This is a genomic window from Candidatus Arthromitus sp. SFB-rat-Yit, assembly GCF_000283555.1.
In the GTDB taxonomy this organism is placed as follows: Bacteria; Bacillota; Clostridia; order Clostridiales; family Clostridiaceae; genus Dwaynesavagella.
The window spans coordinates 576,938-600,920 of the sequence record NC_016012.1 but is presented as its reverse complement, the minus strand read 5'-3'; the positions used below and the strand labels follow the sequence as shown (position 1 = coordinate 600,920).

Below are 23,983 nucleotides of genomic sequence, written 5' to 3'. Positions count from 1 at the left end.
TTACCTTATATTTTTTATAATAAAATTACTTCTTGCGTTTAATCAAATTAAATAAACTGCTAGAAACTGATATAACCCCTGAAAATAATAGTACAATTCCCCATTGCACTAAATTTATACCGCTTGTCTTAAATATTGATTGGAAAAATGGAATATATATTATTCCTAAAATCATAATCACTGAAATAAAAACTGATATTAATAAATACTTATTTGTCAATAAATTAATTTGAAATAATGTTCTTGTTTCTGATTTACATTCAAACACATGTATTAATTGTGATAATACAAGAGTTGCTAAAGTCATAGTTCTACAAGTACGCACACTAAAACCAAGATAAAGCCCAATAATAAATGTAAATATTGTGCTAATTCCAATTAAAGTCCCCCTAAATAGAATTTTTTCCCAAAGTCCTCTTGAAAAAATACTCTCATTTCGTGGTCTTGGCGGCTGATTCATTATATCATCATGTGAATTATCAACTCCAAGTGCAAGAGCAGGAAGTCCATCTGTTGCCAAATTTACAAATAAAATTTGAATAGGAGTAAGTGGATTTGGAAGGCTGAATATAGAAGCTAAAAACATTGTTAAAACTTCACCAATATTACATGACAATAAATACCTTATAAATTTCCTTATATTTAGATAAATTTTTCTTCCTTCTTCAACCGCAGAAACTATAGTACTGAAATTATCATCCATTAATATCATGGCAGACGCTTCTTTTGTTACATCTGTACCCGATATACCCATGGAAATACCAATATCAGCCTCTTTTATAGCTGGAGCATCATTAACACCATCTCCAGTCATTGCAACAACATTACCTTTTGCTTTAAATGCCTGAACAATCCTAAGTTTATGTTTTGGTGTAACTCTAGCAAAAACTTTTATGGAATCAATTGCTTTACCTAATGATTTATCAGACATTTTTTCAATATCGTTACCTGTTAAAACCTCATGTATTCCTGTACAAATTTGAAGTTCTTTAGCAATTGCAAACGCTGTATTTTTATGATCACCCGTAATCATAATTGTAGTTATACCTGCCTGCTTACATTTAATAACAGCATCTTTTGAATCCCTTCTTGGAGGATCTATTATTGAACAAAAACCTACAAATACAAGATCTTTCTCTAAATTTGATTTATTGTTAAGATCATTTTTCTTAAATCCTGCCCCAAGGCATCTAAGACCTTTAAGCGACATCATTTCAACTTCTTTAATTATTTCCTGTTTTTTGAAACTAGTAAGTTCAACAATATTCCCCTTATGTAAATAATATTTACTATTTGCAAGCATTTTTTCTGGAGCACCTTTAGCCAATAAAATGTTCTCTGAGCTTTTAATATCTTTCATAACTACAGATGCCATTTTCCTATCAGAATCAAATGGAATCTCGCTTAACTTCCTGAATGAATTGTAATACTTATCTAATTTTTCAACATCATCAAAATAATATTCAATAAGAGCCTTTTCTGTAGGATCAGCAATTATTTGATCTTTAAAATTCTTTTCGCTCTTGTTAATATTAAAATCATTACATAATACAAATATTTTCTTTAAAATTTCATTTTTATCTACATTATCTTCTCTTTTTTCATAAATCTTCCCATCAAAATAAACTTCCCTAACTGACATTTTATTTTCGGTCAAAGTTCCTGTTTTATCACTACAAATTATTGATGTACATCCAAGAGTTTCAACTGATGGTAGTTTCCTAATCAAAGCATGTCTTTTAAGCATCTTAGAAACACCAAGAGCTAAAGCAACTGTAACTATCGCAGGTAATCCTTCAGGTATCGCAGCAACAGCTAAACTCACGCCAATTAAAAACATATCTGTAATAGATTGTCCTCTTGCTATACCAATAACAGTAACAACAGCACATATTAATATGCATATAACAACTAAAACCTTACCAAGTCCTTCTAATCTCTCTTTAAGTGGCGACTTGTCTTCATCAATATTTTGGAGCATATTAGCAATTTTACCCATCTCAGTATTCATACCAATATTAATAATTTTGGCGTATGCCTTACCTTTTAGGACAATAGTTCCCATAAAAATACTATCTTCTTTATTATCACTACTTTTATTAACTCCTACAGATTCTCCAGTAAGCAAAGACTCATCTACAGTTAACTCACCTTTTATAATTTTTGCATCAGCAGGAATTCTATCACCCGACTCTAACAAAATTAAATCACCTATGGTTAATTCAACCGCATCCATTATTTTTAAGCTACCGTCACGTATAACTTTTGTAGTCGGTGATGAAAGTTTTTTAAGCGACTCTAATGATTTTTCTGTTCTAAATTCTTGAAAAAATCCAAGAATAGCATTAATTACAATAATCACAACAATTACGATCGAATCAGCAACATCTCCTATAATACCTGAAATTATAGTTGCAACTATTAAAATCCAAATCATAATATCATTGAATTGAGAAAATAAAATTGAAAATGCAGATGTTTTCTTATTTTCTTTTATTATATTTTTACCAAATTCTTTGATATTCTTATCAACTTGTTCCTTGGTTAATCCATTTAATAATCCATTATCTTTCACCAATTTTTCCTCCTCATAGATTAATGATTAATATATATTTTCTTTTTATTTAAATAATTACTGAAATAAAAAAATAAATCCATAAGAGAAACATCTCTAATGGATCTACTACCTATAAAAATAGGAAATTTAATTACATATTGAGTTATCATCTTTATTTAACAAATATACAATACTACCCCCAACCGCATTTCCTATCAAACAAACCAAAATATAAAATAAAGACTTTAAAGAAAAAGCTCTAGCTACGTTCATATAAACTACATTTGCTACACTATGCTCAGTCTTAGTTCCCAAAAATAATAACACAACCCCAATGGTAACAAGATCATGCTTACTGAATACAGCAATTTGCATAAGTATACCAACTATTACAGCCTTAAAAAGTGCAATTAGTAACGGTGTATTCATCTTGGATTCCCAAATCATCTCAGCATGAGTTTCACCTAAAAAAGAAAATAAATATCCAAATATAACACAAGCAATAATATTACCTAGAAGTATAATAAATATATTTTTAATCTTACAATATAAATTTTCATTACAACAACACCATTTAGCAATTTTGCTCGTGTACAAATTCAAATCCATTGCCAAAATTACTAACAACGCAGCTGAAAATACTATTTTAGATAATGTATCATAATTTAATAAGTAATTGTAAGCAGCAATAGAAACTATAATTCCAGCTAGTATAGATTTTCTAAATACCACCATCAAAACACTCCTTTAAAATATATATTTTCCTTAATTCCGATTGAAAATTATATCAAAAAATTCTTATATTGAAAATATGTTAGAGCTAATTTTTATCTTAATTTAATATTTTTAATAAAAAAATCCTGTTAAAACATAAATTTTAACAGGATTCAAAATTTACAAATCATTTATATTGCTTTTTCGAAACTAAAATAAATCTGAGGATCAGTGTAATATTCATTAGCTAAATTTTCATCTCCAGTTAACAAAAACAATTCATAATACATATAATCCTTTTCGTATTTAGTAATAATGTCTTCAACTTCGTTTAATTTACCTTTTTGAATAGAAACATTATAAAACAAATTATAATCGTCTAAATATTTCTCCAAATCTTCGTCATCAATAACCAATAATTCTTTTAGCTTAGTATCCCTTTGCTCTCTAAGATTCAAATCATATTCTTCCGCTTTGCTACTCATCTGACATGTCCAAGTATAAGGTTCACTTATTTCAACTTCGTAAGCTTTTACACCATTAACTGAACCAATACAAAATACAAAAGCAAGTAATCCACATCTAAAAACGTTCTTATTAATTTTAAACATTATCTATACACTTTCCTTTCATATTTAAATTTGTCCATTTTTGTAATACCTAATTATAATAGTACTATTACTATCAACTCAATTACAATTATATTTTCCCATATAAGTCAAATTAAATTACTCATAATTTAATTATTTTTAGATAACTATACAAAATAATAAAGAGTGACAACTACACTCTTTATTATACAAACATATTATTTTTTAAATATTTTAACTATTTTAGATAAACATTTAGGTAGTTTTATAGCTATAATCTTCATGTTATTCATCTCTCCTTAATCTCAAAAATAAAAAAACTTTATTACCAATATATTTTATGCTTAGTAAATTTATGATCTTCAAAATATTAAATAAATAAAAATTAATTTGTTTGACGATATTTTTACTTTTTCAGATACCCATTCATTAGAAAGGGTAAGAGTATCCATTAAGTTTAAGGAAAAATTGTCCAAATCATATTTTGAACCACATATAGAAATAACAGTTCCATTATATACAGGCAAAATTGAAAAAAATTTATACTCTCCTCTATCAAAAATCCTGCACCCAATAGATCCGCATATAATATTAAACTCATCAATCATAACTACATCTAATCCACTTTCAATAAACTTTTGCATAGTTCTAATATTAAATTGAAAATGATCCGATCTTTTACCAGTAAATCCAAAAAGATAAATTTTTTTAAACCCGTTATCTAAACAGTAATTCATAGCTATTTCCAAATCATTATAATCCATATCTGTCTTTAAAATATGTCTATTATTGTAAATGACTTCTTTATATTTTAGCGAATCAAAGTCGCCAATAACTAAATCTATCCGCTTGTTCCCTTCAAACAAATAGTTGCATCCACCATCAACGGCAATGGTAAACGTATTATCCAAATCTACAAACCTACTTACTATGTCGAATCCACTAAATTCTCCATTACCAAAAATAACACATTCCAATACAATTACTTCTCCTTTTGGTTAAATTTGTTGTAAAATCTTACATACATTTCGTACCTCATTTCATTTATCTTACCATGTTGAACAGCTTTCTTTACATTGCACTGAGCCTCATTAATATGTCTACAGCCTCTAAACTTACAGCCCTCATAATAATCCATAAACTCAATAAAGTATTCCTTCAAATCATCCATACCTATATTTTTCGAAATACTCACAGAGGTAAATCCTGGAGTATCAATTAAATATCCATCTAACTCATCAATATATATCAATTGAGAAAATCTCGTCGTATGTTTACCCCTTTTAATTTTTTGACTCAATGTTGAAATATCCATTATATTTTTCGATACAATTTCATTTAGCAAACTTGATTTCCCAACCCCAGATGCCCCACAAAAACAACTTATATTATTATGTAATTTATTTTTTATAGTATTTATGTTAATTCTATCCTTTACACTTACCTTAATCACATCATAAGGGAAACTTTTAAATAATTCATTAACTTCTCTATCATCTTCTTCTCCATGTAAATCACATTTATTAATTATTATATTAGTTTTGACTCCCTCAACCTCAAAATTAATAAGCATTTTGTTCAACATTTCAAGATTAACTTTAGGCTCAAGATATGCTAACACTATAAACACTTGTGTAACATTTGAAATTTGTGGTCTTATAAAGTCCGAAGTTCTTTCGTGAATTTTTTCGATAACCCCTTCTCTTTTTTCAAAATCAATTATCTTTATAGTTACCTTATCTCCCACTTTAGGTTCAATTTCTTTAAATCTAAATTTTTTCCTAGATCTACAACAATACTCCTCTTTATTAACTAATATATAATAAAACCCATCTATAGCTTTTGCTATAATTCCTTCAATTTCAACCATACCTCAGTTCCTTATCAATAAATTTAATCATTAAAAAATAGCCTTTAAAAATTTAAATATAAATTTTTAAAAAGCTATAAACTAAATATCAATACACTTATTAAAACCCTAAAATTAATTCACTTCAAACTAATCAACTTCAATTGTAGAATTAACAATGTCATTCCCCTCTGTTTGATTCACGTTATCCTCTTTACTCATATTTTCATCAATAATATCATCTTTTTTATCTACATTTGAACCTTCTGTATTTAACTTATTCGTACTTGAATTATTTACATTATTTTCTTCAGTGTTATTTTTATTATCATCAGTATCATTAATAGGGTCATCTTTTATATTGTTATTTTCATTTATATTTGTATCTTTATCAGAAGTATTAGCATCATCAAGCACTTGCTTCTTCACATAATTATAATAACTTAATTCAATTTCAACTGTTGGTTTGATTTCAATCCCATCCGGAACAGATTGATAAAATATTTTTTTGTCATTATCCTGTACTTCTGTATCTATTGATTTCAATTTTATATTAATTCCGCTTAAAACAGCTAAATTCTGAGCTTCAACTATATCTTTGCCTACAAACTGCGGAACAGTAACGAGTGAAGTTTCAGATCCTCTACTTATAACGATAGACACAGTTTCGTTTTTATTTATTTGAGAACCTGGACTCGGATTCTGAATCATTATTACACCACGTTCATATACATCACTAAATCTTTCTTCTATATTTCCAATAATAAGTCCTTCTCTCTGTAAAATTAATCTTGCTCTTTCTATAGTCATATTAATAACATTAGGAACCTTTATTAATTCCACACCTTCACTTAATATCGCTTTAACAGTATCACCTTTTCTAACTACTGTACCCTCTTTTGGATAAGTATCTACCACAAAATTCTTCTCTAAATCACTAGTAACATATCCAGAAATTTTATAATTTAAACCTAATTTTTCCAATTCTTGTTCATATTGAACCCCTGTCTTTCCTAAAAACGAAGGAACCGTAATATTACTTGAAGGTTTTCCCAATAAACCTCTATTAAAAATCAGTATTAGAATAATGAAAGCAAGTATAGAGCAAAGAACAATAACAAGATTTTTAAATATTTTACTATCATTTGTCTTATTTTGTATCTGTGGTGTAACTGCAGACATAACTGTAGTTTTATCTACCATATTGCATCTTGTAACAAAATGTTTTTTGTTATTTTGTAGAGCCTTTAAATCATCTCTTAATTCCTTAGCACTCTGATACCTCAATGCCGGATTTTTTTGAAGACATTTTATTATGAGATTATTTATTCCAATAGGTAATTTTTTAACTATATCCATAGGTTCAATTGGATCTACCTGTATATGCTGCAACGCAACATTAACTGGCGTACCATGAGTAAATGGGAGTCTTCCAGTAAACATTTCATACATCACAACACCAAAAGAATAAATATCACTTCTACAATCTACGAAATTACCACGAGCTTGCTCTGGAGATATGTAATATGCCGACCCTAATATCTTTCCCGAATTAGTGATCGTGGCAGAATCAGATGACTTCGCTATTCCAAAGTCAGTTACTTTTATATTGCCATAATTAGAAACCAAAATATTTTGAGACTTTATGTCCCTATGTATTAATTCTATATCGTGAGCAATAACTAACCCATTACAAATTTGTATACTAAAATCCAATGCTTCTTTAATGGAAAGCACTCCCTTTTCGCTTATGTGCTCTTTCAAAGTCTTTCCATCTATATATTCCATTACAATATAATGAAAATTATCTTCAACACCTATATCATAAACTTTTACTATATTATTGTCAGATAACTTAGCAACTTCCATTGCCTCATCCTTAAACTTACGTACAAATTCTTCATCATTAATGAGTTCCTGTTTAAGAATTTTAATTGTAATAAATCTCTTTAATATTCTACACTTAGCTTTGTATACATTTGCCATGCCACCTTCGCCAAGTTTTTCTATTATTTCATACCTACCACCTATTACCTTACCTATCATTGCTAGTGCCTCCAAAAATTATTAGAGATACGTTATCTCTGCCTCCTCTTTCTTTAGCTAAAGTAATCAAATCATTACATGCTTTATACAAATCATTCTTATTGTTTTCTATATATGGAACTATTTCATCTTGATTCATCTCATTTATTAATCCATCTGTACACAACAAATAAAAATTTTTATCATTATTTATAATAAACATATCTATTTCCACACTAACATTAATCCCAATAGATCTAGTTATAATATTTCTATTTGGATAATCCTTCGCTTCATCTTGACTTAACAAACCATTATCTATTAATTGTTGCACAAATGAATGATCCTTAGTTATCTTCGTTATCTCTCTACCATCTATAGAGAAAAAACAACTATCTCCAACGTTAACAATATAAATTTTATTACCCCGAACGAGAGAAAGAGTAAGTGTAGTACCCATTCCCTTATACTTCTTATTTTCCAAAGACTTAAAATAGATTTCTCTATTTGCAAATTGAACTGCATTCTTCAAAAGCAATTCCAAATCAATACCATCAAAATATTCATTTATTATGTACTCTTTAATCATTCGAACACATATCTTGCTAGCAATGTCACCAGCATTATGCCCTCCCATGCCGTCAGCAATAATATACAATTGATAACTATCACATATATAATAATCTAAATAATCCTCATTAACAACTCTAAGATTACCTATATCACTCATAGCTCCAACCATTATAGAATATCCCCCTACTTACTATAACTCAATCTAAGCTGACCACATGCTGCATCTATATCTACTCCCTTTTTCTGTCTCATTGTTGCATTTACACCTGAATCCAACAAATAATTATAAAACTCTTTTAATCTCTTAGACTCCTTAAAATCATTTTCGTTTATTTCATTAACTGGTATTAAATTAACGTGTGCCTTACTTCTCTTACACAATGAAACTAATGATTTAGCATCATCTTCGCCATCATTAATACCATTTATAAGAAGATACTCAAAAGATATCCTCCTTTTAGTTTTATCAAAATAATCCAAACACGCTTCGATCAACTGATCTATGGAGTATTTATTTGCTATGGGCATTATAGTCTTACGCTTATCATCACTAACAGCGTGCAATGATATAGCAAGATTTATATTCAAATCTTCTTTCGCTAAATCATAAATTTTAGGTACTATTCCGCAAGTAGACAAAGTTATATGTCTATTACTCATTCCCATCTTGCTTTTCATTTCATGTATAAACGTTACTACATTTTCGTAATTATACAATGGTTCACCAGTACCCATAAGAACTATACGATTTATTTTCTTCCTCGTATATTTCTCAACAACTAAAATCTGACCCATAAGCTCACACAATTCCAAATTTCTTAGAAACCCATTTACGGTAGATGCACAAAATTTACACCCCATAGCACAACCAACTTGAGTAGAAATACAAATAGTATTTCCATATTCATACATCATAAACACACATTCTATTAAATTTCCATCAACTAATTTTAATAAAAACTTAACTGTTCCATCCTTTGACTTTTGAACTTTTTCAATTAATGGTAACTCAATCTTTAAGATGTCATTAAATTGTTTTCTTTCTACATTACTAAGATTTGTCATCTCATTAAAATCAAAAACCTTCTTATTATAAATCCAATCTATTATTTGATTCGCTTTAAATCCTCTAAATTTATTTTCCTCTAAATATTTTCTAAGTCCATCACATTTAAAATTCAATACATTTAACATATAATCCTCTTAATTTTTTCTTAATTTAGTTATAAAAAATCCATTATTAACTTCACTTGGAAAAATAGTAACCATTCCATTCTCATTTTCAAAATACAAATTTCCAAAATGATAATCTTCAATTTCTTCCACGACAAAATCACTATTACTTCTCAAAAACCATTTGATTATTTCTTCATTTTCATTTTTATTGAGAGTACATGTAGTATACATTAAAACACCGCTTGATTTAACATATCTTGATGCATTCAGAATAATTTTTCTCTGTATATTAATAATTTCTTTCAAATCAGAAATATTTTTAAACCATTTTATTTCAGGTTTCTTGTTAATAACTCCTAACCCCGAACATGGAGCATCAACTAAAACCTTATCTGCTTTATCAATAAACTTTTCATTCAAAATAGTAGCATCATTTATAAAATAATCTATGGAATTGAGTTTTAATCTTCTTGCACTATTTTTAATCAACTCTATTCTATGATCATAAACATCACAAGAAATTATCTTGCACTTATCTTTTGAAAGTTCAGCAATATATGTAGATTTACCTCCAGGTGCTGCACATAAATCAATAATCACATCATCCTCAATAGGATTTAATATTTCACAAGCTACCTGAGAACTCAAACCTTGAACACTAATAAAACTATTTTTGTATAATTCTGATTGAGATATATTAATTAGCGACTTAATCTTTATAGCGTTTTTAAATCCATCAATATCCTCAATTTTAAATTCATCTCCAAACTTTTCTATAAAATCCTTCTTGGAAATAATTTTAGAATTAACTCTATAACAAGTTTCACTTCTTTTATTTAAAGCTTCCATCAAACTTATATAATTTTTAGAATACTGATCTTTAAATAACTTTATCATCCATGAAGAAAAAGAATACTCATATTGCAGAGTATTCTTATAACCATCAATGAGCTTCTTATTTCTTAAATAACTTCTTAAAACTCCATTAACAAATCCACTCTTATTCCTACATAATTTTTTAGCAACTTCCACACTTTCATTTAAAACAGAATATTCAGGAATCTTATCAAGATATTTAAGCTGATAAATTGCACTTCTAAGAATAATAGTTGAAATATCATTTTGATCAAGTTTCTTAACAAACTTACTTAATATACCATCGATAGTTAACTTATAACGTATTGTACCATATACAATCTCTGTAACTAACTTCTTATCTATATATTTCAAATCTGATTTATCTAAATAATCCTTAAGTGTAATATTCGAATAAGCTCCACCGTTTAAAACATTATTAAGTATAATAACACAATCATATCTTAAATTATTTATCATTCATCTCCCCTTGCTAATACTATAAGTCTAAGCAAACTCATGACTGACATTAAAGCCGCTGCTACATATGTTAATGCTGCTGATGACAAAACATTTTTCGCGCCATTAATTTCACTTCCAACTAATAACCCCATATTTTTAATTGATTTTATCGCTCTATTTGAAGCGTTAAATTCAACAGGAAGTGTTATTAATTGAAATATAACCGTAAGTGAAAATAAAGCTATACCAATAGTAAGTAATGGTTTTATACTCATTATTAATCCAAGTAAAAATAATATCCAAGAAAACCCAGCTCCAAAATTAACAGCTGGAACAATTGAATTTCTCAAAATCAAAGGAACATAATTAGTATTATGTTGTATCGCGTGACCAACCTCATGAGCCGCAATTCCAACTGCTGCTATAGATGTTCCAAAATAAACATCACGTGACAACCTTAATTTTTTAGCTCTAGGATCATAATGATCTGTCATTTGACCATTAACCATTTCAACCTCAACATCGTAAATTCCATTTGATCTCAAAATTTCGAGAGCAACTTGTTCTCCTGTAATCCCATGTTGATTAGTAACTTTAGAATATTTATTATACGAAGATGAGATTTTAATTTGAGCAATTACACTAACAATTATTGCTGGTATTAGCAAAATTATTGTCCTATCAAAATAAAACATTTAAATCACTCCTTAATTTAACTTAACTTTATTTATAATATTACCATTTAAGAAAGATTTAATAGACATAACTTTTTTACTTTCAAATTGTATTATAGTTATCAAAATGAATCCTCGGCCACATTTAACTAAAATACCCTCATCATCTACTTTTACTATTTGTCCATAATCTGAATTCTTATACTTATCTTCAGTAAACGAAACATTTTTTGCTTCATATATCTTTATTTTTTTTTCTTCATATAAACAATATGCAACAGGCCATGGATTTAATCCTCTTATTAAATTAACTATATCCTTTGCGGATTTTGAAAAATCAATATGTCCAAATTCCTTTGTAAGCATTGGAGCATATGTGCTTTGCGAATCATCCTGTTTTTGTCTTCTTATAGTTCCATTTTTTATTTTTTTAAGTGTGTCTTTCATTCCCTCAGAACTTATAACCTTTAATTTATCATGCAATTGACCTGCTGTCATATTTTCATCAATTTTTACTTCATATTTTTCGATTATATCGCCAGTATCCAATCCTTCATCCATAAACATAGTAGTTATTCCGCCTTTATTATCCCCAGATATTATAGAAAAATTAATTGGTGCTGCTCCTCTATGTCTTGGTAATAAAGAAGCATGCGAATTTATACATCCAAACTTAGGTATATTTAAAATATCTGATGGTAATATTTTACCATACGCAACAACAATTATTAAATCCAAATCCATACTCTTAATTTTATCAATAAAATCAATATTGCCTTTAATTTTGTCAGGCTGATATACATCTAAATTATATTTTAAAGCAATCTCCTTAACAGGTGATGATTTTAATTTATATCCTCTACCTTGAGGTTTGTCTGGTTGAGTTACAACTCCTAAAACATTATGGTTATTCACAAGCATCTCAAGTGTATCAACTGCAAATTCTGGCGTTCCCATAAATAATACATTAAATTTATCTTTGCCCAAATCAAACACCTTCTTTTTATTTCAAAACTTTATCGGTAAATAAAATTCCATTTAGATGGTCTACTTCATGACAAATAACCCGTGCATATAAATCTCTAGCCTCTTCCGTTACAATTTCCCCATCTAAATTCATATATCTAACTGTTAAAACTTTTGGACGTCTTACATTATCCTCAATACCAGGAATACTTAAACACCCTTCAGGTCCATCTTGCGTTTCACTTGTACTTTCGGAGATTATTTCTGGGTTTATCATAACTTTTTTTATAACTTCTATATCAATAACTATTATTCTTTTTAATATCCCAATCTGTGGTGCTGCTAATCCAACCCCATCAGCGTAATACATAGTTTCAAACATATCTTCAACTAATTGTTTTAGATTGTCATCTATTACATCTACTTTCTTACTTATCTTTCTTAAAATTTCATCTCCATCAATCCTTATTTGTCTTAATGCCATTTAATTTTCCTCCTTAAAATATTGAATATGGATTTACATCAAAACTTATCTTATATTCAAATTTAACTTCACTTAACCTATTATTAATTAAAGTTTTTATTTCATTATAAATTTCCTCGTCTTGATCTCCTTTGAAAATAATCTGCCACCTATAATAATCATTTATTTTTGATATCATACAATAAGATGGACCTAAAATTTGATATTTCATTTCGAATTTTCCCTTGAGTTCCTTATACAAAGGAACAAGAAATTCACGATATAAATTTTCATGTTTTGCCTGAAATAATACATTTAATATATCTGTAAACGGTGGATAATTTAACATTTTTCTAAGTTTAATTTCTTCATCATAAAATGATTTATAATCATTATTCATCGAATGTCTTATAACATAATTTTCTGGACTGTATGTCTGTATACAAACCTCCCCAGACTTATTTCCCCTACCAGCTCTTCCCGAAACTTGATTCAAAAGTTGAAAAGTTCTTTCATATGCTTTATAGTCAGGAACATTCATGCTCAAATCTGCTGCCAAAATACCAACAAGTGTCACATCTTCAAAATCAAATCCTTTGGCAATCATTTGAGTTCCAATTATAATATCAACATTCTTATTTTTTATCTCATCATAAAACTTTGAATATGAATTTTTCTTCCTAGTAGTGTCAAAATCCATCCTAAGAACCTTAGCCTTTTGAAATATATTTCTAGTTATAAACTCAACTTTTTCTGTCCCAATTCCAAAATGTTTAACATAGTTGCTTCCGCATTCAACGCATATATTACTCATAGCCTGTGCATATCCACAATAATGGCATATTAAATGACTATTATTCCCATGATATGTCAAAGTTATATCACAATACTTACATTTATAAACATATCCGCAAGCTCTACATGAAACGAAACTAGAAAACCCACGTTTATTGATAAACAGTATTACTTGCTCAGATTTAGAAAGCCTATCATTTATTTTGTCATACAAAGCTCTACTAAAAATAGATTTATTTCCGCACTTGAGTTCATCTTTCATATTAACAACAGAAACAGTCGGAAAACTTCTATTATTAACTCTATTTTTAATATTCAAAAGTTTATATTTACCTTCCATGGCTAAAGTATATGATTCTATACTAGGTGTAGCCGATCCAAGTATAATCTTTAAATCCTCTTTAAATTCAGAGTATTTAACAGCAACATCCCTAACCAAATACTTTGGATCACTGTCAGATTTATATGTACCCTCATGTTCTTCATCGATTACAATACAACCTAAATTCTTAAAGGGAAGAAAAAGAGCCGAACGTGTTCCTATAGCAACCTTAACTTTACCATTATTAATTTTTTGCCATTCAGTAAAACGCTCAGTAACAGTTAGCTTGCTATGATATACAACAACATCATTATCAAATCTCTCCCTTACTCTATCAATCATCTGTGGAGTAAGAGAAATTTCTGGTACAAGTATTAAACAATCATAACCTCTATCAATAAAATTTTGAAATATACTTAAATAAACCTCTGTCTTACCACTACCAGTAACACCGTGTACCAAAAAAACCTTTTCGCTTCCGTGTATAATCTCATTATAAACTGTTTTTTGTTCATCGTTAAGATATTTTTTTATATAATTTAAATTCTCTATCGAAGAAATTACGGATTTTTCCTTTGATATAATTTTCAATATTCCATGTTTTATTAGAGTAGATATAGAACTCTTTGAAAAGTTATTAATTTTACTCAATTCATTTTTATCATAGAGATTTGGATTATTAAATACAAACTCCATTATTTTAATATACATATCTTTTTTAAATCTGTCTGGTACAATGACATTAGAATCCAGATATAAACAATCCTTAACTCTCAAATTTATGTCATCTAAAAACTTTGACGGTATAAATAAGGATATAGCCTCATAATACGAAGACAAATATTTATTGCGTATATATTTAATAAGTTCTATGGATTCCCGATTCAGACAAAATCTTTTATCAATGGAATTTAAACTCTTTATTTTATGTAAATATTTTTTATCCTCTTCGGATAACTCCTCCTCACACAATATTTCAAAAACAAATCCAAAAATTAATTTCTTATTAGATCCAAAATGTACTTTCACAACATTTCCCAGAGAAATTTCACTTTCCATTTCATCTGGTATTAAATATGTAAAAAATCTATCTAACTTATCGCTTATAGATTGTATTATTATTTTTGCATACCCACTCATTAGATCTCCCATTAAATTAAAATAAAATACTTAGGCAATCTATACCTAAGTATCTGTAAAAATTCATTCAGAATCAATTGTAGTAAAATCTATCTTATCATCATAAATATCACGAACAGACTGAGTTAAATAATTAATATGCTTATCTCTCTTTACATCCTTATCCTTATCTATATTATGTCTTGCAACTTTTGCTGAAAGTATAACAAGAGAAAATTTATTATTTACTTTCTTCACAAGTTCACTTATAGATGGTTGAACAATAGAATCTTTCACAAAAATCCCCCCTAAAAATTAGAAAACATATCCATTAATAAATTTTTCTAAATTCATTCTACTTATTCTGCTCATTTCGGTTTTTATTATACCGTTTACTCTTTCAACCGCATTATCAACATCATCATTTATAACGGCATAATCATAGCTGTCCATGTATTTTAGTTCTTCACTAACCGCAGAAAATCTCAAGTTAAACGAAGATTCAGTTTCACTACCTCTCTTTAAAATTCTACTTTTAAGCTCATTTATAGATGGTGGCAATAAAAATATGTATACTGCATTTTTAAAAACTTTCTGCACTTGCATACTACCTTGAATATCAATTTCGAGTATGATATTATTTCCTTTATCCAATTCCTCTTCAACTTGACTTTTAAGTGTTCCGTAATAATTTCCGTAAACTTCAGCATATTCCAAAAATTCATTATTTTTAATTTTAAATTTAAAAACATCTTTATCTAAAAAATAATAATTAACTCCATCAACTTCTCCTTCTCTTGGAGTCCTAGTAGTAGCAGAAATCGAAACTTTATAATCATATTTTTTCATAAGTTCTTTACAAATCGTACCTTTTCCAACACCAGAAGGCCCAGAAAGAATAATTAATAATCCCTTAGTATAAATTTCACCCATAAAATACTACTCATCCTCTTCCATCAAATGTTCCTTCAAACTATTTTCCTTAATATCTAATCTATGTGCTACAGTATCTGGTTGTACTGCAGAAAGTATAACATGATCACTATCTGTAACTATGACAGCTCTGGTTCTCCTACCATACGTAGCATCAATTAACATTCCTCTACTTCTAGCTTCAGTTACTATTCTCTTTATAGGAGCAGATTCAGGGCTTACAATAGCAATTAATCTATTGGCAGATACTATATTCCCAAAACCTATGTTAATAAATCTTATACTCATATATCATCATCCTTCTAATCCAGCTTAAAAATAAATAAAACCAAATTCTGCATATAATATACATAAAAATACAATAAGAATATTATATAAATAAAAATATTTAAATTCAATAAAATTATTTAAAAAATGGATTATTCCAACTTTCAAATAAGTAAAGAATAATCCATAAATATACATATCTATTTAATTTTTTTATTTAATCTTTTAATATTAATTAAACTTTTTTGTGTTGAATTAATAATTTCAGAAATTCCAATTCCTTCTTTTAATAATTTACTTGCCCTTTTAGCAACTTCTTTGTAATCTTCCTTCTTACAAACTTCCATGTCAAAATCCCCCTTAAATTGCTACACAGATAGTTTGTACTTTTTTTGTGTTAATATACGATTAGTTTCTATTTTCTAAATTTTTTATTAATGCTAATCTTTCACTATGTCTTCCACCTTCAAACTTATTCTGCAAAAAAGATGCTACAATTTCTTGAGCTAATCCAGATCCAATTACTCTTGATCCAAGAACTAAAATATTTGCATCATTGTGTTTCCTTGCAAGACTAGCACTAAATATATCATTACATAAAGCTGCGCGTATTCCTTTTATTTTATTTGCCGCCATGCTCATTCCAATGCCTGTACCACATATCAATATTCCTAAACTTTGTACGTCAGATAAAACCTTTTCACAAGTTTTTTCAGCAAATACTGGATAATCAACTGATTCTTCTGAGTATGGTCCACAATCAAAAACTTCATAATCTTTAAATTTTTCAATCATCATAGAAATTAAATTAAATTTAAGCTCATATCCTGCATGATCTGACGAAATATATATATTCATAAAAGTTAACTCCTTCTTATTTAACAATAATTATTTATGTATTACGTACTTTGATTCTATAATAAAATTGCTCAAATAACAAATTTTTATACTGAATTGTAAAATAAAAACATGTTACTTATTAATAAGTCAACATGTCTTTATTCAGCTAGGCATTAAACATCTTTTTAACTTTATTATATAACTCATTCATTTTATCTATAGTTTCCCCAAGTTCATTTAACAATTTATCTTTATCAGTTTCGACTGGTACCATTTTTATGTTCTTATTAGCAACACTTTTTAGAAAATATTCATTTCTATATGCTATATATAACTTTTGTATAAATTCTTCCATCGGTACATCATCTTGATATTTCTTAAGTTCTTCTTCATTTAATGCATAAAATTCCATAATAGCTTGGCCGGCTTTTTTTCCTTTTTCTCGATTATTTACATAAGCGACAAGTTTGTTTTTGATTTGCTTACTTAACCTTGCCATTATTACCCTCCTAAATTGTTAAGACACATACAATATATTCAAATTTAAAAACTCATAATTATAACTATTTTTCTTATCCTTTATTCTCCAACTTATAAGCTTAAAGTATCTTTTAAAATAAAAATATATTTAACATTTGTTGTATTAAACGGGGTTTTTTAATATTTATACCTTATATATTTATGTATTTTTTATTTATTAAAGAACTCATAAAACAAAAAAAGTATGGAATATTAATCCATACTTAAAATTTACTTTAAATTCAAATTGAAAAATCTATCCATTTTATCAAATGGAATAACCTCAAGATTATCATATAAATCTATGTGAACAGCATCTGGAATAATTAATAACTCTTTGTTATTACCTTTTAACATTTCATAAGCATCTTTGCTGAAATAACATGAATGTGCTTTTTCTCCGTGGATCATTAGGACTGCACTTTGAATTTCATTTGCATACTTTAAAATTGGCATATTTAAAAATGATAAAGAAGATGTTATATTCCACCCACCATTAGAATTTAAAGAACGTTCATGATATCCTCGATCTGTTTTATAATAGCTAAAGTAATCTTTTAAATAAAATGGAGCATTCTCCGGTATTTGATCAAGTACTCCACCCACAAGTGCATATGCTCCATTTTTATAATCTTTAGTTCTTTGCTCATTCATAGATTTTCGTTTCTGATACCTTGCATCCTCATTATCCTCAAAATCAAAATATCCATTTGCAGTTACACGAGTCATATCATACATAGTAGATGCAACTGTTGCTTTGATTCTAGTATCAATGGCTGCAGCATTGAGTGCCATACCTCCCCAACCACATATACCAATAATACCTATCTTTTCTGAATCAAAATTTTCATGCGTAGAAAGAAAATCAACTGCAGCCTGAAAATCTTCTGTGTTAATGTCAGGTGATGCTACATATCGTGGATAACCACCACTTTCGCCCGTAAAAGAAGGATCAAATGCAATTGTCAAAAAACCTCTTTCTGCCATAGTTTGTGCATATAAACCTGATGCTTGTTCTTTTACAGCTCCAAAAGGTCCACTAACTGCTATAGCAGCTAACTTTCCAGAAACATTCTTTGGAATATAAAGATCTGCAGCTAATGTAATACCATAACGATTATAAAAAGTTACTTTTTGGTGATTCACTTTATCACTTTTCGGAAATGTTTTATCCCAAATATTTGTTAATATTAATTTTTCACCATTCATTTTAATTATCTCACTTTTCTAATTCTTATTATACAGGTTTAAAACTTTTTAATTTTCTACTTTAGTCAGAATTACTTCATGTACCCTATATAATTCTTCAAGATAAATCACATCACTATCTGATAACTCTAGATCAAGAGCTTTCACTGCTCCATCCAAATGAGAAATTTTTGTTGCCCCAACAATTGGTGATGCAACACCTTTTTTCCAGTGCCATGCTAGAGCAATATGTGCCATAGAAACATCATATTTGATTTTTAAATAACTATCTGTGTTACTACGTTTACTACCAGATTCCCACTCAATACGAGTCAAGTGTCACCTGCTAATGGACTATATGGAATTTAAGAAAACATTATACTGTTTACAGATTGGAATAAGTTCCCTCTCATCTTCACGATGCAAAATATTATAATGATTTTGCATAGTTGAGAATTTTGTCCATCCATTTTGTTCCGCACAAACTTGCATATTATGGAATTGATATCCATACATCGCTGATACACCTAAAGCACAAACTTTCCCTGATTTTACAAGTGAATCTAAAGCCTCCATAGTTTCCTCTATTGGTGTATCATAATCAAATCTATGAATCAAATATAAATCCAGATAATCTGTACCAAGACGTGACAATGTACCATCAATTTCTCTCAAAATCGCATTACGAGAAAGTTTTCCCTCATTAAAATAAACTTTAGATGCAAGAATAACTTTATCCCTAGGTATTCCAATATTTTTTAATGCCCTCCCCGTATACTCTTCACTTGTTCCACCGCCATAAAAATTTGCAGTGTCTATGAAATTAATACCAAGTCCCCATGCATAGGCAATCATATCATTTGTTTCATTTGCTTCTATAAGTAAAGATAGTCTTGCCGGAATGGTACTATCTCCTTCTTGAAACAGACGAACATATTCCGATAACATTTCTACCGAAAGCCCTGCATTACGCATACAAATAGCATTTTCCACCCATTCAATATCTTTTTCAGTATAAAAACGAAATCCCCCATTAGTACGGGTAACTGGTGGAACTACTCCAACTTTTTCGTAATATCTAAGAGTGTCTGCACTAATTCCATATTTTTCACATACTTCTTTTATTGTCATTAGTATCCTCCTACATCATCTGCTTCAATAATAAAATAGATTATAAAATTTAAAGTTAACTCCAAGTCAACAATAATTTTATAATAGATGAAAAATATAATAAAAAAGACTCTCGGTTGCATAATCGCACCGAAAGTCTTCAAGTATTTATTTAATTCTCATCTTTACCAAACATTCCTTTAAATGTTTCAACTAGTTGAGGGATTGAGTCTATTATTTTTTCGTATGAGTTGTTGTGATCTATTGGCAATAATCTTATGGCGTCCTCTCTTACTGCCAAGAACGCAACAGGTTTAATAGATATACCTGCACCTGCTCCTCCACCAAATAAATTTGGTTTTACCGTACTAGTTGCATTTTCTGGCATTGGAAGGTCAGATCCACCTGTACCAAATCCAAATCCAACTTTTGATATAGGAATTATTGTTGTACCATCTGGCGTAGTAATAGGATTTCCTATAATTGTATTAACATCGATCATATCTTTTATATTTTCAAGAGTAGTTTTCATTAAGTTTTCTATTGGATGTTGTTCCATTTAATTTCCTCCCTAGAGTAATAAATAAAAAAGTTATGTAAATAATTTGGGCTATTTTTATTTTTAATATACCTTTGAATTGTAATTTAAAAAGTAATGTGTTATATTTTGGAATTATTTCGATTTTGCTATCTCGTGTATTTACGTAAGACGATATTATATTGAATATAGAATATACAATTGTATTTAAATGTCCATATAAAATTGCTGTGATGTCTGCATCTTCCATTCCAAACTCAATTGTATTTGTGATTGTAAATTTTGGTTTGTGTTTTAAATATTTAATTCTTGACAAAATTTCTTTAAAGATTTTTATGGAAATTTTTATGTCCATTCCCCTCTTCTCTTTTAGGGATTTTATTAATTCTTCATTGTCATTTTTCTTTACCTTTTTATTTTTGATAATCAAATTTGTTAAATTGATTCTCCACAAGTAAACTTCAAAATCTAATTTATTATTTTCAATTCTCAAATCAAATCTTATTTTTACCGAAATGAAAAAAATTAAAATGATAAGAAAGATAATTAATATTTTTATCATGATATCAACCACCATCTTAAGTTCTCATTTTAAATTAGTTATTTACAAATATATCCTCTATTATGCAAAAGTTTACTAAGAATAGTTTTTATTTTAATTAATCATACTATACTAATATATTTTATTTTTAGGTGGTGATAGTCTTTGAAAAATTTTTCTAAAATTTTGGTAGCTATACTTTGTATATTGTTTAGTCTCTCGAGTGTACATATAGATGCTTATTCTTCTAGCGTTAAAAGTCAAAAGCCTTACGACTTAAATGCTCATGCCGCTATTGTTATTGACGCAAAGACTCACAGGATACTTTTTGATAAAAATGCTCGTAATATTTTACCAATGGCAAGTACAACAAAAATACTTACTTCACTAGTGGCTATTAAATATGGTGATTTGGATCAAAAATTTAAAATTTCTGCTAATGCCTCATCAATTAGAGGATCAAAGGTTGGATATAAAAAAGATGAAGAAATTTCTTTAAGAGAACTTATTTATGGGCTTATGTTTAAATCTGGAAATGATGCAGCGATTGCAATCGCTGAAGGGGTTGCTGGATCGATAGAAGAATTTTGTGATCTCATGAACGAATATGCAAAAGAAATTGGAATTATTGATTCACATTTTGAATCTCCTCATGGTCTTGACAGCCAGAACCATTATTCAACTGCATATGATTTAGCATTGCTTACATCAAAGACAAAAGAGATTGAGTTTTTTAATGAACTTTCAAAGACCAAAGAATATACAGACACGGGATTTTCAAGATCATATCAAAATATAAACAAAATTTTATACATGGTCCCTCAAGCAACGGGCACAAAGACGGGGTACACAGGGCAAGCTGGTAAATGTTTAGTGTCATCATTTAACATGGGTGATGATAATGAAATTGTCGTTGTTGTTTTGAACTGTACTCCAAGATGGAAATCAAGCGAATGGCTTTACAATTTTGCAAAAGACAACTATGAATACAAGAAATTATTTTCCGCAAATGATTTGATTATTGATGAAAGTTTAGAGAATGGCATTAAGATTGAAGGTATGTTAAAGGAAGATGTAGTTGTTCCTATTAAAAAGGGGATGGAAGCTAAAAGTGTTATTACACTCAATGATAACATCAAAAATTCAAAAGATAGTGATGATATTAATGAGTTTGAAAATTTAGGAACGCTTAAAATTTTTGAAAATGAAGAACAGATTTATATTTGCCCTATTCTCAACAAAAATTATAAATCCGAGTAACAAATTTTTTTCTTTTACGTAGTATATCCTATAAACAAAATTTAAAATAAAGAGGAGCAAAACACAATGAGCTGTTGTAATTCTTATGGATATACAAACTGTATGATGCCATATTCCTACTGCAATAATTTCCCTAGTTATAGTTGCTATCCTATGTATTCTGGTTGTGGATGTGGTTGCGGAAACAACGGAGGATTTTGGGGAAATGGGTGTGGATATGGTAGCACACTTGGACTAATTGCACTTTACTCTTTACTTTGCAGATAGCTAAATAAGTAAACAACAAAAGGAATGTTTATTAACATTCCTTTTGTTAACATAGAAGAATATAAAAGGCTTGCATTTTTAAAAAATGCTTGCCTTTATTTATTTTAATAATGAAAGGACTTGTTGTGGTGCTTGGTTTGCTTGTGCAAGCATTGCCTGTGAAGCTTGTTGAAGAACATTAAGTTTTGTTAAGTTCATCATTTCTTTTGCCATATCAACATCTCTTATTCTAGACTCAGCTGCTTGCAAGTTCTCCGCAGTATTATCAGTTGAAGCTATTGTATGTTCGAGTCTATTTTGAGAAGCTCCAAGGTCAGCTCTCTGTGCAGAAACTCTCGAAACTGCCTCATCTAATCTTCCGATTGCATCTTTTGCATCTTCAGCTGAAGCAACGTTAACTCCTCCAAGACCAAGCTCACGACTTCTCATATTCCCAATACTTATACTTATCATTTGATCTTTATTTGCTCCAATTTGAAGTTCAACTCCTGGATTCTTTTCTGTAACAGTATTAGTTAATGTAAGCTCAACATTGTTAACATTTGCATCCTTAATTTTAGTTTTTAACTGTGCTAATTTAAATTGTGCCCCACCTAATGTTACGACTTGCTCAGTATCAGCATTAGCAGCATCTTTAAGAACTACAGTTTCTATAGTATACTCTTTATTATCATTAAACTTAGACTCATCTGTTAACTCTAACTTTACATCATCTCCATCAAGTGACATTTTTAAATGAAACGTACCTTCTCCTAGAGTATTAACATTTTTTAAATCTGTATCTAAAAAAACAGTTGCTGCATCTGCACCACTTAAAGTTCCTGTACCTGCCTTAACAACCCCAGTATCAAATTCTATTTTCTCTCCTGATTTTTCTCCATTAAGTACTTTACTTCCGCTAAAATCTGTATCTGTCGCAATTCTATCGATTTCAGATCTTAATTGATTAAATTCTTGATCGATTAAAGCCCTATCTTCATCTGTATAAGTACCGTTTGCAGATTGAACTGCAAGTTCTCTCATTCTTTGTGCGATTGCATGAGTTTCTGATAATGCTCCCTCAGCTGTTTGAATCATTGAAATACCATCTTGAGCATTTCTTGAAGCCTGATTAAGACCTCTGATTTGTGATCTCATCTTCTCAGATATTGCAAGACCTGCGGCATCATCTGCAGCTCTATTTATTCTAAGTCCTGAATTTAATTTTTCCATTGCTTTACCTTGAGCAATTGTTGTACTTCCCATATTTCTATGTGCATTCATCGCATTCATATTGTGATTAATTATCATTGTTTATTATTCCTCCTTGAAATTCATTTACGTCCCTGTTAAATATTTAGACATTATTATTATTGGTGGTTTATGTAGTTCATATACTGG

General features: G+C 28.9%; 25 protein-coding genes and 1 pseudogene. 2 read left to right on the top strand and 24 right to left on the bottom strand.

Going from position 1 to position 23,983, the window contains the following annotated elements; translation table 11 throughout:
• Positions 1-25 precede the first annotated feature (25 nt).
• The 23 genes and pseudogenes from RATSFB_RS02810 to RATSFB_RS02705 form a co-directional block, all read right to left on the bottom strand.
• A complete protein-coding gene (locus RATSFB_RS02810; protein ID WP_014094532.1) occupies positions 26-2,578 on the bottom strand; it encodes a calcium-translocating P-type ATPase, PMCA-type in 2,553 nt (850 codons plus the stop codon).
• Positions 2,579-2,704: 126 nt separating this feature from the next.
• Entirely contained in the window at positions 2,705-3,292 is a 588-nt protein-coding gene (locus RATSFB_RS02805) for a formate/nitrite transporter family protein (protein ID WP_014094531.1), read from the bottom strand.
• A gap of 170 nt (positions 3,293-3,462) precedes the next feature.
• On the bottom strand, positions 3,463-3,882 hold the full coding sequence (locus tag RATSFB_RS02800; protein WP_014094530.1) for a hypothetical protein: 420 nt from the start codon (positions 3,880-3,882) through the stop codon (positions 3,463-3,465).
• A gap of 341 nt (positions 3,883-4,223) precedes the next feature.
• Positions 4,224-4,838 carry a thiamine diphosphokinase gene (locus RATSFB_RS02795; RefSeq protein ID WP_014094529.1) on the bottom strand — a complete coding sequence of 205 codons (615 nt, stop codon included), beginning with the start codon at positions 4,836-4,838 and terminating at the stop codon, positions 4,224-4,226.
• Positions 4,839-4,843: 5 nt separating this feature from the next.
• Positions 4,844-5,731, bottom strand: a complete 888-nt coding sequence (gene rsgA / locus RATSFB_RS02790; protein ID WP_014094528.1) for a ribosome small subunit-dependent GTPase A — start codon at positions 5,729-5,731, stop codon at positions 4,844-4,846.
• A 129-nt stretch (positions 5,732-5,860) separates the two neighbouring features.
• Positions 5,861-7,756 (bottom strand): protein kinase domain-containing protein, encoded by a 1,896-nt coding sequence (locus RATSFB_RS02785; protein WP_014094527.1) that lies wholly within the window; start codon positions 7,754-7,756, stop codon positions 5,861-5,863.
• Entirely contained in the window at positions 7,746-8,477 is a 732-nt protein-coding gene (locus tag RATSFB_RS02780; protein WP_014094526.1) for a Stp1/IreP family PP2C-type Ser/Thr phosphatase, read from the bottom strand. Before RATSFB_RS02780 ends, RATSFB_RS02785 begins: the two co-directional genes overlap by 11 nt.
• Before the next feature lie 14 nt (positions 8,478-8,491).
• The gene (gene rlmN, locus RATSFB_RS02775) at positions 8,492-9,502 is read right to left on the bottom strand and encodes a 23S rRNA (adenine(2503)-C(2))-methyltransferase RlmN (RefSeq protein ID WP_014094525.1); all 1,011 of its coding nucleotides are present in this window, start codon (positions 9,500-9,502) and stop codon (positions 8,492-8,494) included.
• A gap of 9 nt (positions 9,503-9,511) precedes the next feature.
• Positions 9,512-10,819 carry a 16S rRNA (cytosine(967)-C(5))-methyltransferase RsmB gene (rsmB, locus tag RATSFB_RS02770; RefSeq protein ID WP_014094524.1) on the bottom strand — a complete coding sequence of 436 codons (1,308 nt, stop codon included), beginning with the start codon at positions 10,817-10,819 and terminating at the stop codon, positions 9,512-9,514.
• Positions 10,816-11,496 (bottom strand): zinc metallopeptidase, encoded by a 681-nt coding sequence (locus tag RATSFB_RS02765; RefSeq protein WP_014094523.1) that lies wholly within the window; start codon positions 11,494-11,496, stop codon positions 10,816-10,818. Before RATSFB_RS02765 ends, rsmB begins: the two co-directional genes overlap by 4 nt.
• 12 nt (positions 11,497-11,508) lie before the next feature.
• Positions 11,509-12,462 carry a methionyl-tRNA formyltransferase gene (fmt, locus tag RATSFB_RS02760; protein ID WP_083832989.1) on the bottom strand — a complete coding sequence of 318 codons (954 nt, stop codon included), beginning with the start codon at positions 12,460-12,462 and terminating at the stop codon, positions 11,509-11,511.
• Between the two features lie 16 nt (positions 12,463-12,478).
• Positions 12,479-12,925, bottom strand: a complete 447-nt coding sequence (gene def, locus RATSFB_RS02755; RefSeq protein ID WP_014094521.1) for a peptide deformylase — start codon at positions 12,923-12,925, stop codon at positions 12,479-12,481.
• A 13-nt stretch (positions 12,926-12,938) separates the two neighbouring features.
• Positions 12,939-15,161, bottom strand: coding sequence for a replication restart helicase PriA (gene priA, locus RATSFB_RS02750; protein ID WP_014094520.1), 2,223 nt, complete (start codon positions 15,159-15,161; stop codon positions 12,939-12,941).
• 63 nt (positions 15,162-15,224) lie between these two features.
• On the bottom strand, positions 15,225-15,437 hold the full coding sequence (rpoZ, locus tag RATSFB_RS02745; protein WP_014094519.1) for a DNA-directed RNA polymerase subunit omega: 213 nt from the start codon (positions 15,435-15,437) through the stop codon (positions 15,225-15,227).
• Positions 15,438-15,455: 18 nt separating this feature from the next.
• Entirely contained in the window at positions 15,456-16,064 is a 609-nt protein-coding gene (gmk, locus tag RATSFB_RS02740) for a guanylate kinase (protein WP_173362862.1), read from the bottom strand.
• 15 nt (positions 16,065-16,079) lie between these two features.
• Positions 16,080-16,361, bottom strand: a complete 282-nt coding sequence (gene remA, locus RATSFB_RS02735) for an extracellular matrix/biofilm regulator RemA (protein WP_014094517.1) — start codon at positions 16,359-16,361, stop codon at positions 16,080-16,082.
• Between the two features lie 179 nt (positions 16,362-16,540).
• Positions 16,541-16,687 (bottom strand): hypothetical protein, encoded by a 147-nt coding sequence (locus RATSFB_RS07395; RefSeq protein WP_173362855.1) that lies wholly within the window; start codon positions 16,685-16,687, stop codon positions 16,541-16,543.
• A gap of 61 nt (positions 16,688-16,748) precedes the next feature.
• Positions 16,749-17,198, bottom strand: a complete 450-nt coding sequence (gene rpiB / locus RATSFB_RS02730; protein WP_014094516.1) for a ribose 5-phosphate isomerase B — start codon at positions 17,196-17,198, stop codon at positions 16,749-16,751.
• A 148-nt stretch (positions 17,199-17,346) separates the two neighbouring features.
• On the bottom strand, positions 17,347-17,679 hold the full coding sequence (locus RATSFB_RS02725) for a hypothetical protein (RefSeq protein WP_014094515.1): 333 nt from the start codon (positions 17,677-17,679) through the stop codon (positions 17,347-17,349).
• A gap of 251 nt (positions 17,680-17,930) precedes the next feature.
• Entirely contained in the window at positions 17,931-18,908 is a 978-nt protein-coding gene (locus tag RATSFB_RS02720) for an alpha/beta hydrolase (RefSeq protein WP_014094514.1), read from the bottom strand.
• A gap of 48 nt (positions 18,909-18,956) precedes the next feature.
• Positions 18,957-20,018: pseudogene (locus RATSFB_RS02715) on the bottom strand (aldo/keto reductase).
• A gap of 151 nt (positions 20,019-20,169) precedes the next feature.
• Positions 20,170-20,556: a GerW family sporulation protein gene (ytfJ, locus tag RATSFB_RS02710; RefSeq protein ID WP_014094513.1), complete on the bottom strand. Its 387-nt coding sequence runs from the start codon at positions 20,554-20,556 to the stop codon at positions 20,170-20,172.
• Positions 20,513-21,097 carry a DUF2953 domain-containing protein gene (locus tag RATSFB_RS02705; RefSeq protein WP_044035525.1) on the bottom strand — a complete coding sequence of 195 codons (585 nt, stop codon included), beginning with the start codon at positions 21,095-21,097 and terminating at the stop codon, positions 20,513-20,515. Before RATSFB_RS02705 ends, ytfJ begins: the two co-directional genes overlap by 44 nt.
• A gap of 144 nt (positions 21,098-21,241) precedes the next feature.
• Here RATSFB_RS02705 and RATSFB_RS02700 point away from each other — a divergent pair, with 144 nt between their 5' ends.
• Together RATSFB_RS02700 and RATSFB_RS02695 are read left to right on the top strand one after the other, a co-directional pair.
• Entirely contained in the window at positions 21,242-22,336 is a 1,095-nt protein-coding gene (locus tag RATSFB_RS02700) for a D-alanyl-D-alanine carboxypeptidase family protein (RefSeq protein ID WP_014094511.1), read from the top strand.
• Positions 22,337-22,402: 66 nt separating this feature from the next.
• Positions 22,403-22,603 (top strand): hypothetical protein, encoded by a 201-nt coding sequence (locus tag RATSFB_RS02695; protein WP_044035524.1) that lies wholly within the window; start codon positions 22,403-22,405, stop codon positions 22,601-22,603.
• 99 nt (positions 22,604-22,702) lie between these two features.
• Here RATSFB_RS02695 and RATSFB_RS02690 read toward each other — a convergent pair whose 3' ends face one another.
• On the bottom strand, positions 22,703-23,893 hold the full coding sequence (locus RATSFB_RS02690) for a flagellin (protein WP_014094510.1): 1,191 nt from the start codon (positions 23,891-23,893) through the stop codon (positions 22,703-22,705).
• Between the last annotated feature and the right edge of the window lie 90 nt (positions 23,894-23,983).

Excerpts from the sequence above, each read along its gene's own strand:
- RATSFB_RS02805 (WP_014094531.1), bottom strand. The coding sequence starts at position 3,292 with ATGGTGGTATTTAGAAAATCTATACTAGCTGGAATTATAGTTTCTATT.
- RATSFB_RS02800 (WP_014094530.1), bottom strand. The coding sequence starts at position 3,882 with ATGTTTAAAATTAATAAGAACGTTTTTAGATGTGGATTACTTGCTTTT.
- rsgA (WP_014094528.1), bottom strand. The coding sequence starts at position 5,731 with ATGGTTGAAATTGAAGGAATTATAGCAAAAGCTATAGATGGGTTTTAT.
- RATSFB_RS02785 (WP_014094527.1), bottom strand. The coding sequence starts at position 7,756 with ATGATAGGTAAGGTAATAGGTGGTAGGTATGAAATAATAGAAAAACTT.
- RATSFB_RS02780 (WP_014094526.1), bottom strand. The coding sequence starts at position 8,477 with ATGGTTGGAGCTATGAGTGATATAGGTAATCTTAGAGTTGTTAATGAG.
- rlmN (WP_014094525.1), bottom strand. The coding sequence starts at position 9,502 with ATGTTAAATGTATTGAATTTTAAATGTGATGGACTTAGAAAATATTTA.
- rsmB (WP_014094524.1), bottom strand. The coding sequence starts at position 10,819 with ATGATAAATAATTTAAGATATGATTGTGTTATTATACTTAATAATGTT.
- RATSFB_RS02765 (WP_014094523.1), bottom strand. The coding sequence starts at position 11,496 with ATGTTTTATTTTGATAGGACAATAATTTTGCTAATACCAGCAATAATT.
- def (WP_014094521.1), bottom strand. The coding sequence starts at position 12,925 with ATGGCATTAAGACAAATAAGGATTGATGGAGATGAAATTTTAAGAAAG.
- priA (WP_014094520.1), bottom strand. The coding sequence starts at position 15,161 with ATGAGTGGGTATGCAAAAATAATAATACAATCTATAAGCGATAAGTTA.
- remA (WP_014094517.1), bottom strand. The coding sequence starts at position 16,361 with ATGAGTATAAGATTTATTAACATAGGTTTTGGGAATATAGTATCTGCC.
- RATSFB_RS07395 (WP_173362855.1), bottom strand. The coding sequence starts at position 16,687 with ATGGAAGTTTGTAAGAAGGAAGATTACAAAGAAGTTGCTAAAAGGGCA.
- rpiB (WP_014094516.1), bottom strand. The coding sequence starts at position 17,198 with ATGAATATATATATTTCGTCAGATCATGCAGGATATGAGCTTAAATTT.
- RATSFB_RS02725 (WP_014094515.1), bottom strand. The coding sequence starts at position 17,679 with ATGGCAAGGTTAAGTAAGCAAATCAAAAACAAACTTGTCGCTTATGTA.
- RATSFB_RS02720 (WP_014094514.1), bottom strand. The coding sequence starts at position 18,908 with ATGAATGGTGAAAAATTAATATTAACAAATATTTGGGATAAAACATTT.
- ytfJ (WP_014094513.1), bottom strand. The coding sequence starts at position 20,556 with ATGGAACAACATCCAATAGAAAACTTAATGAAAACTACTCTTGAAAAT.
- RATSFB_RS02705 (WP_044035525.1), bottom strand. The coding sequence starts at position 21,097 with ATGATAAAAATATTAATTATCTTTCTTATCATTTTAATTTTTTTCATT.
- RATSFB_RS02695 (WP_044035524.1), top strand. The coding sequence starts at position 22,403 with ATGAGCTGTTGTAATTCTTATGGATATACAAACTGTATGATGCCATAT.
- RATSFB_RS02690 (WP_014094510.1), bottom strand. The coding sequence starts at position 23,893 with ATGATAATTAATCACAATATGAATGCGATGAATGCACATAGAAATATG.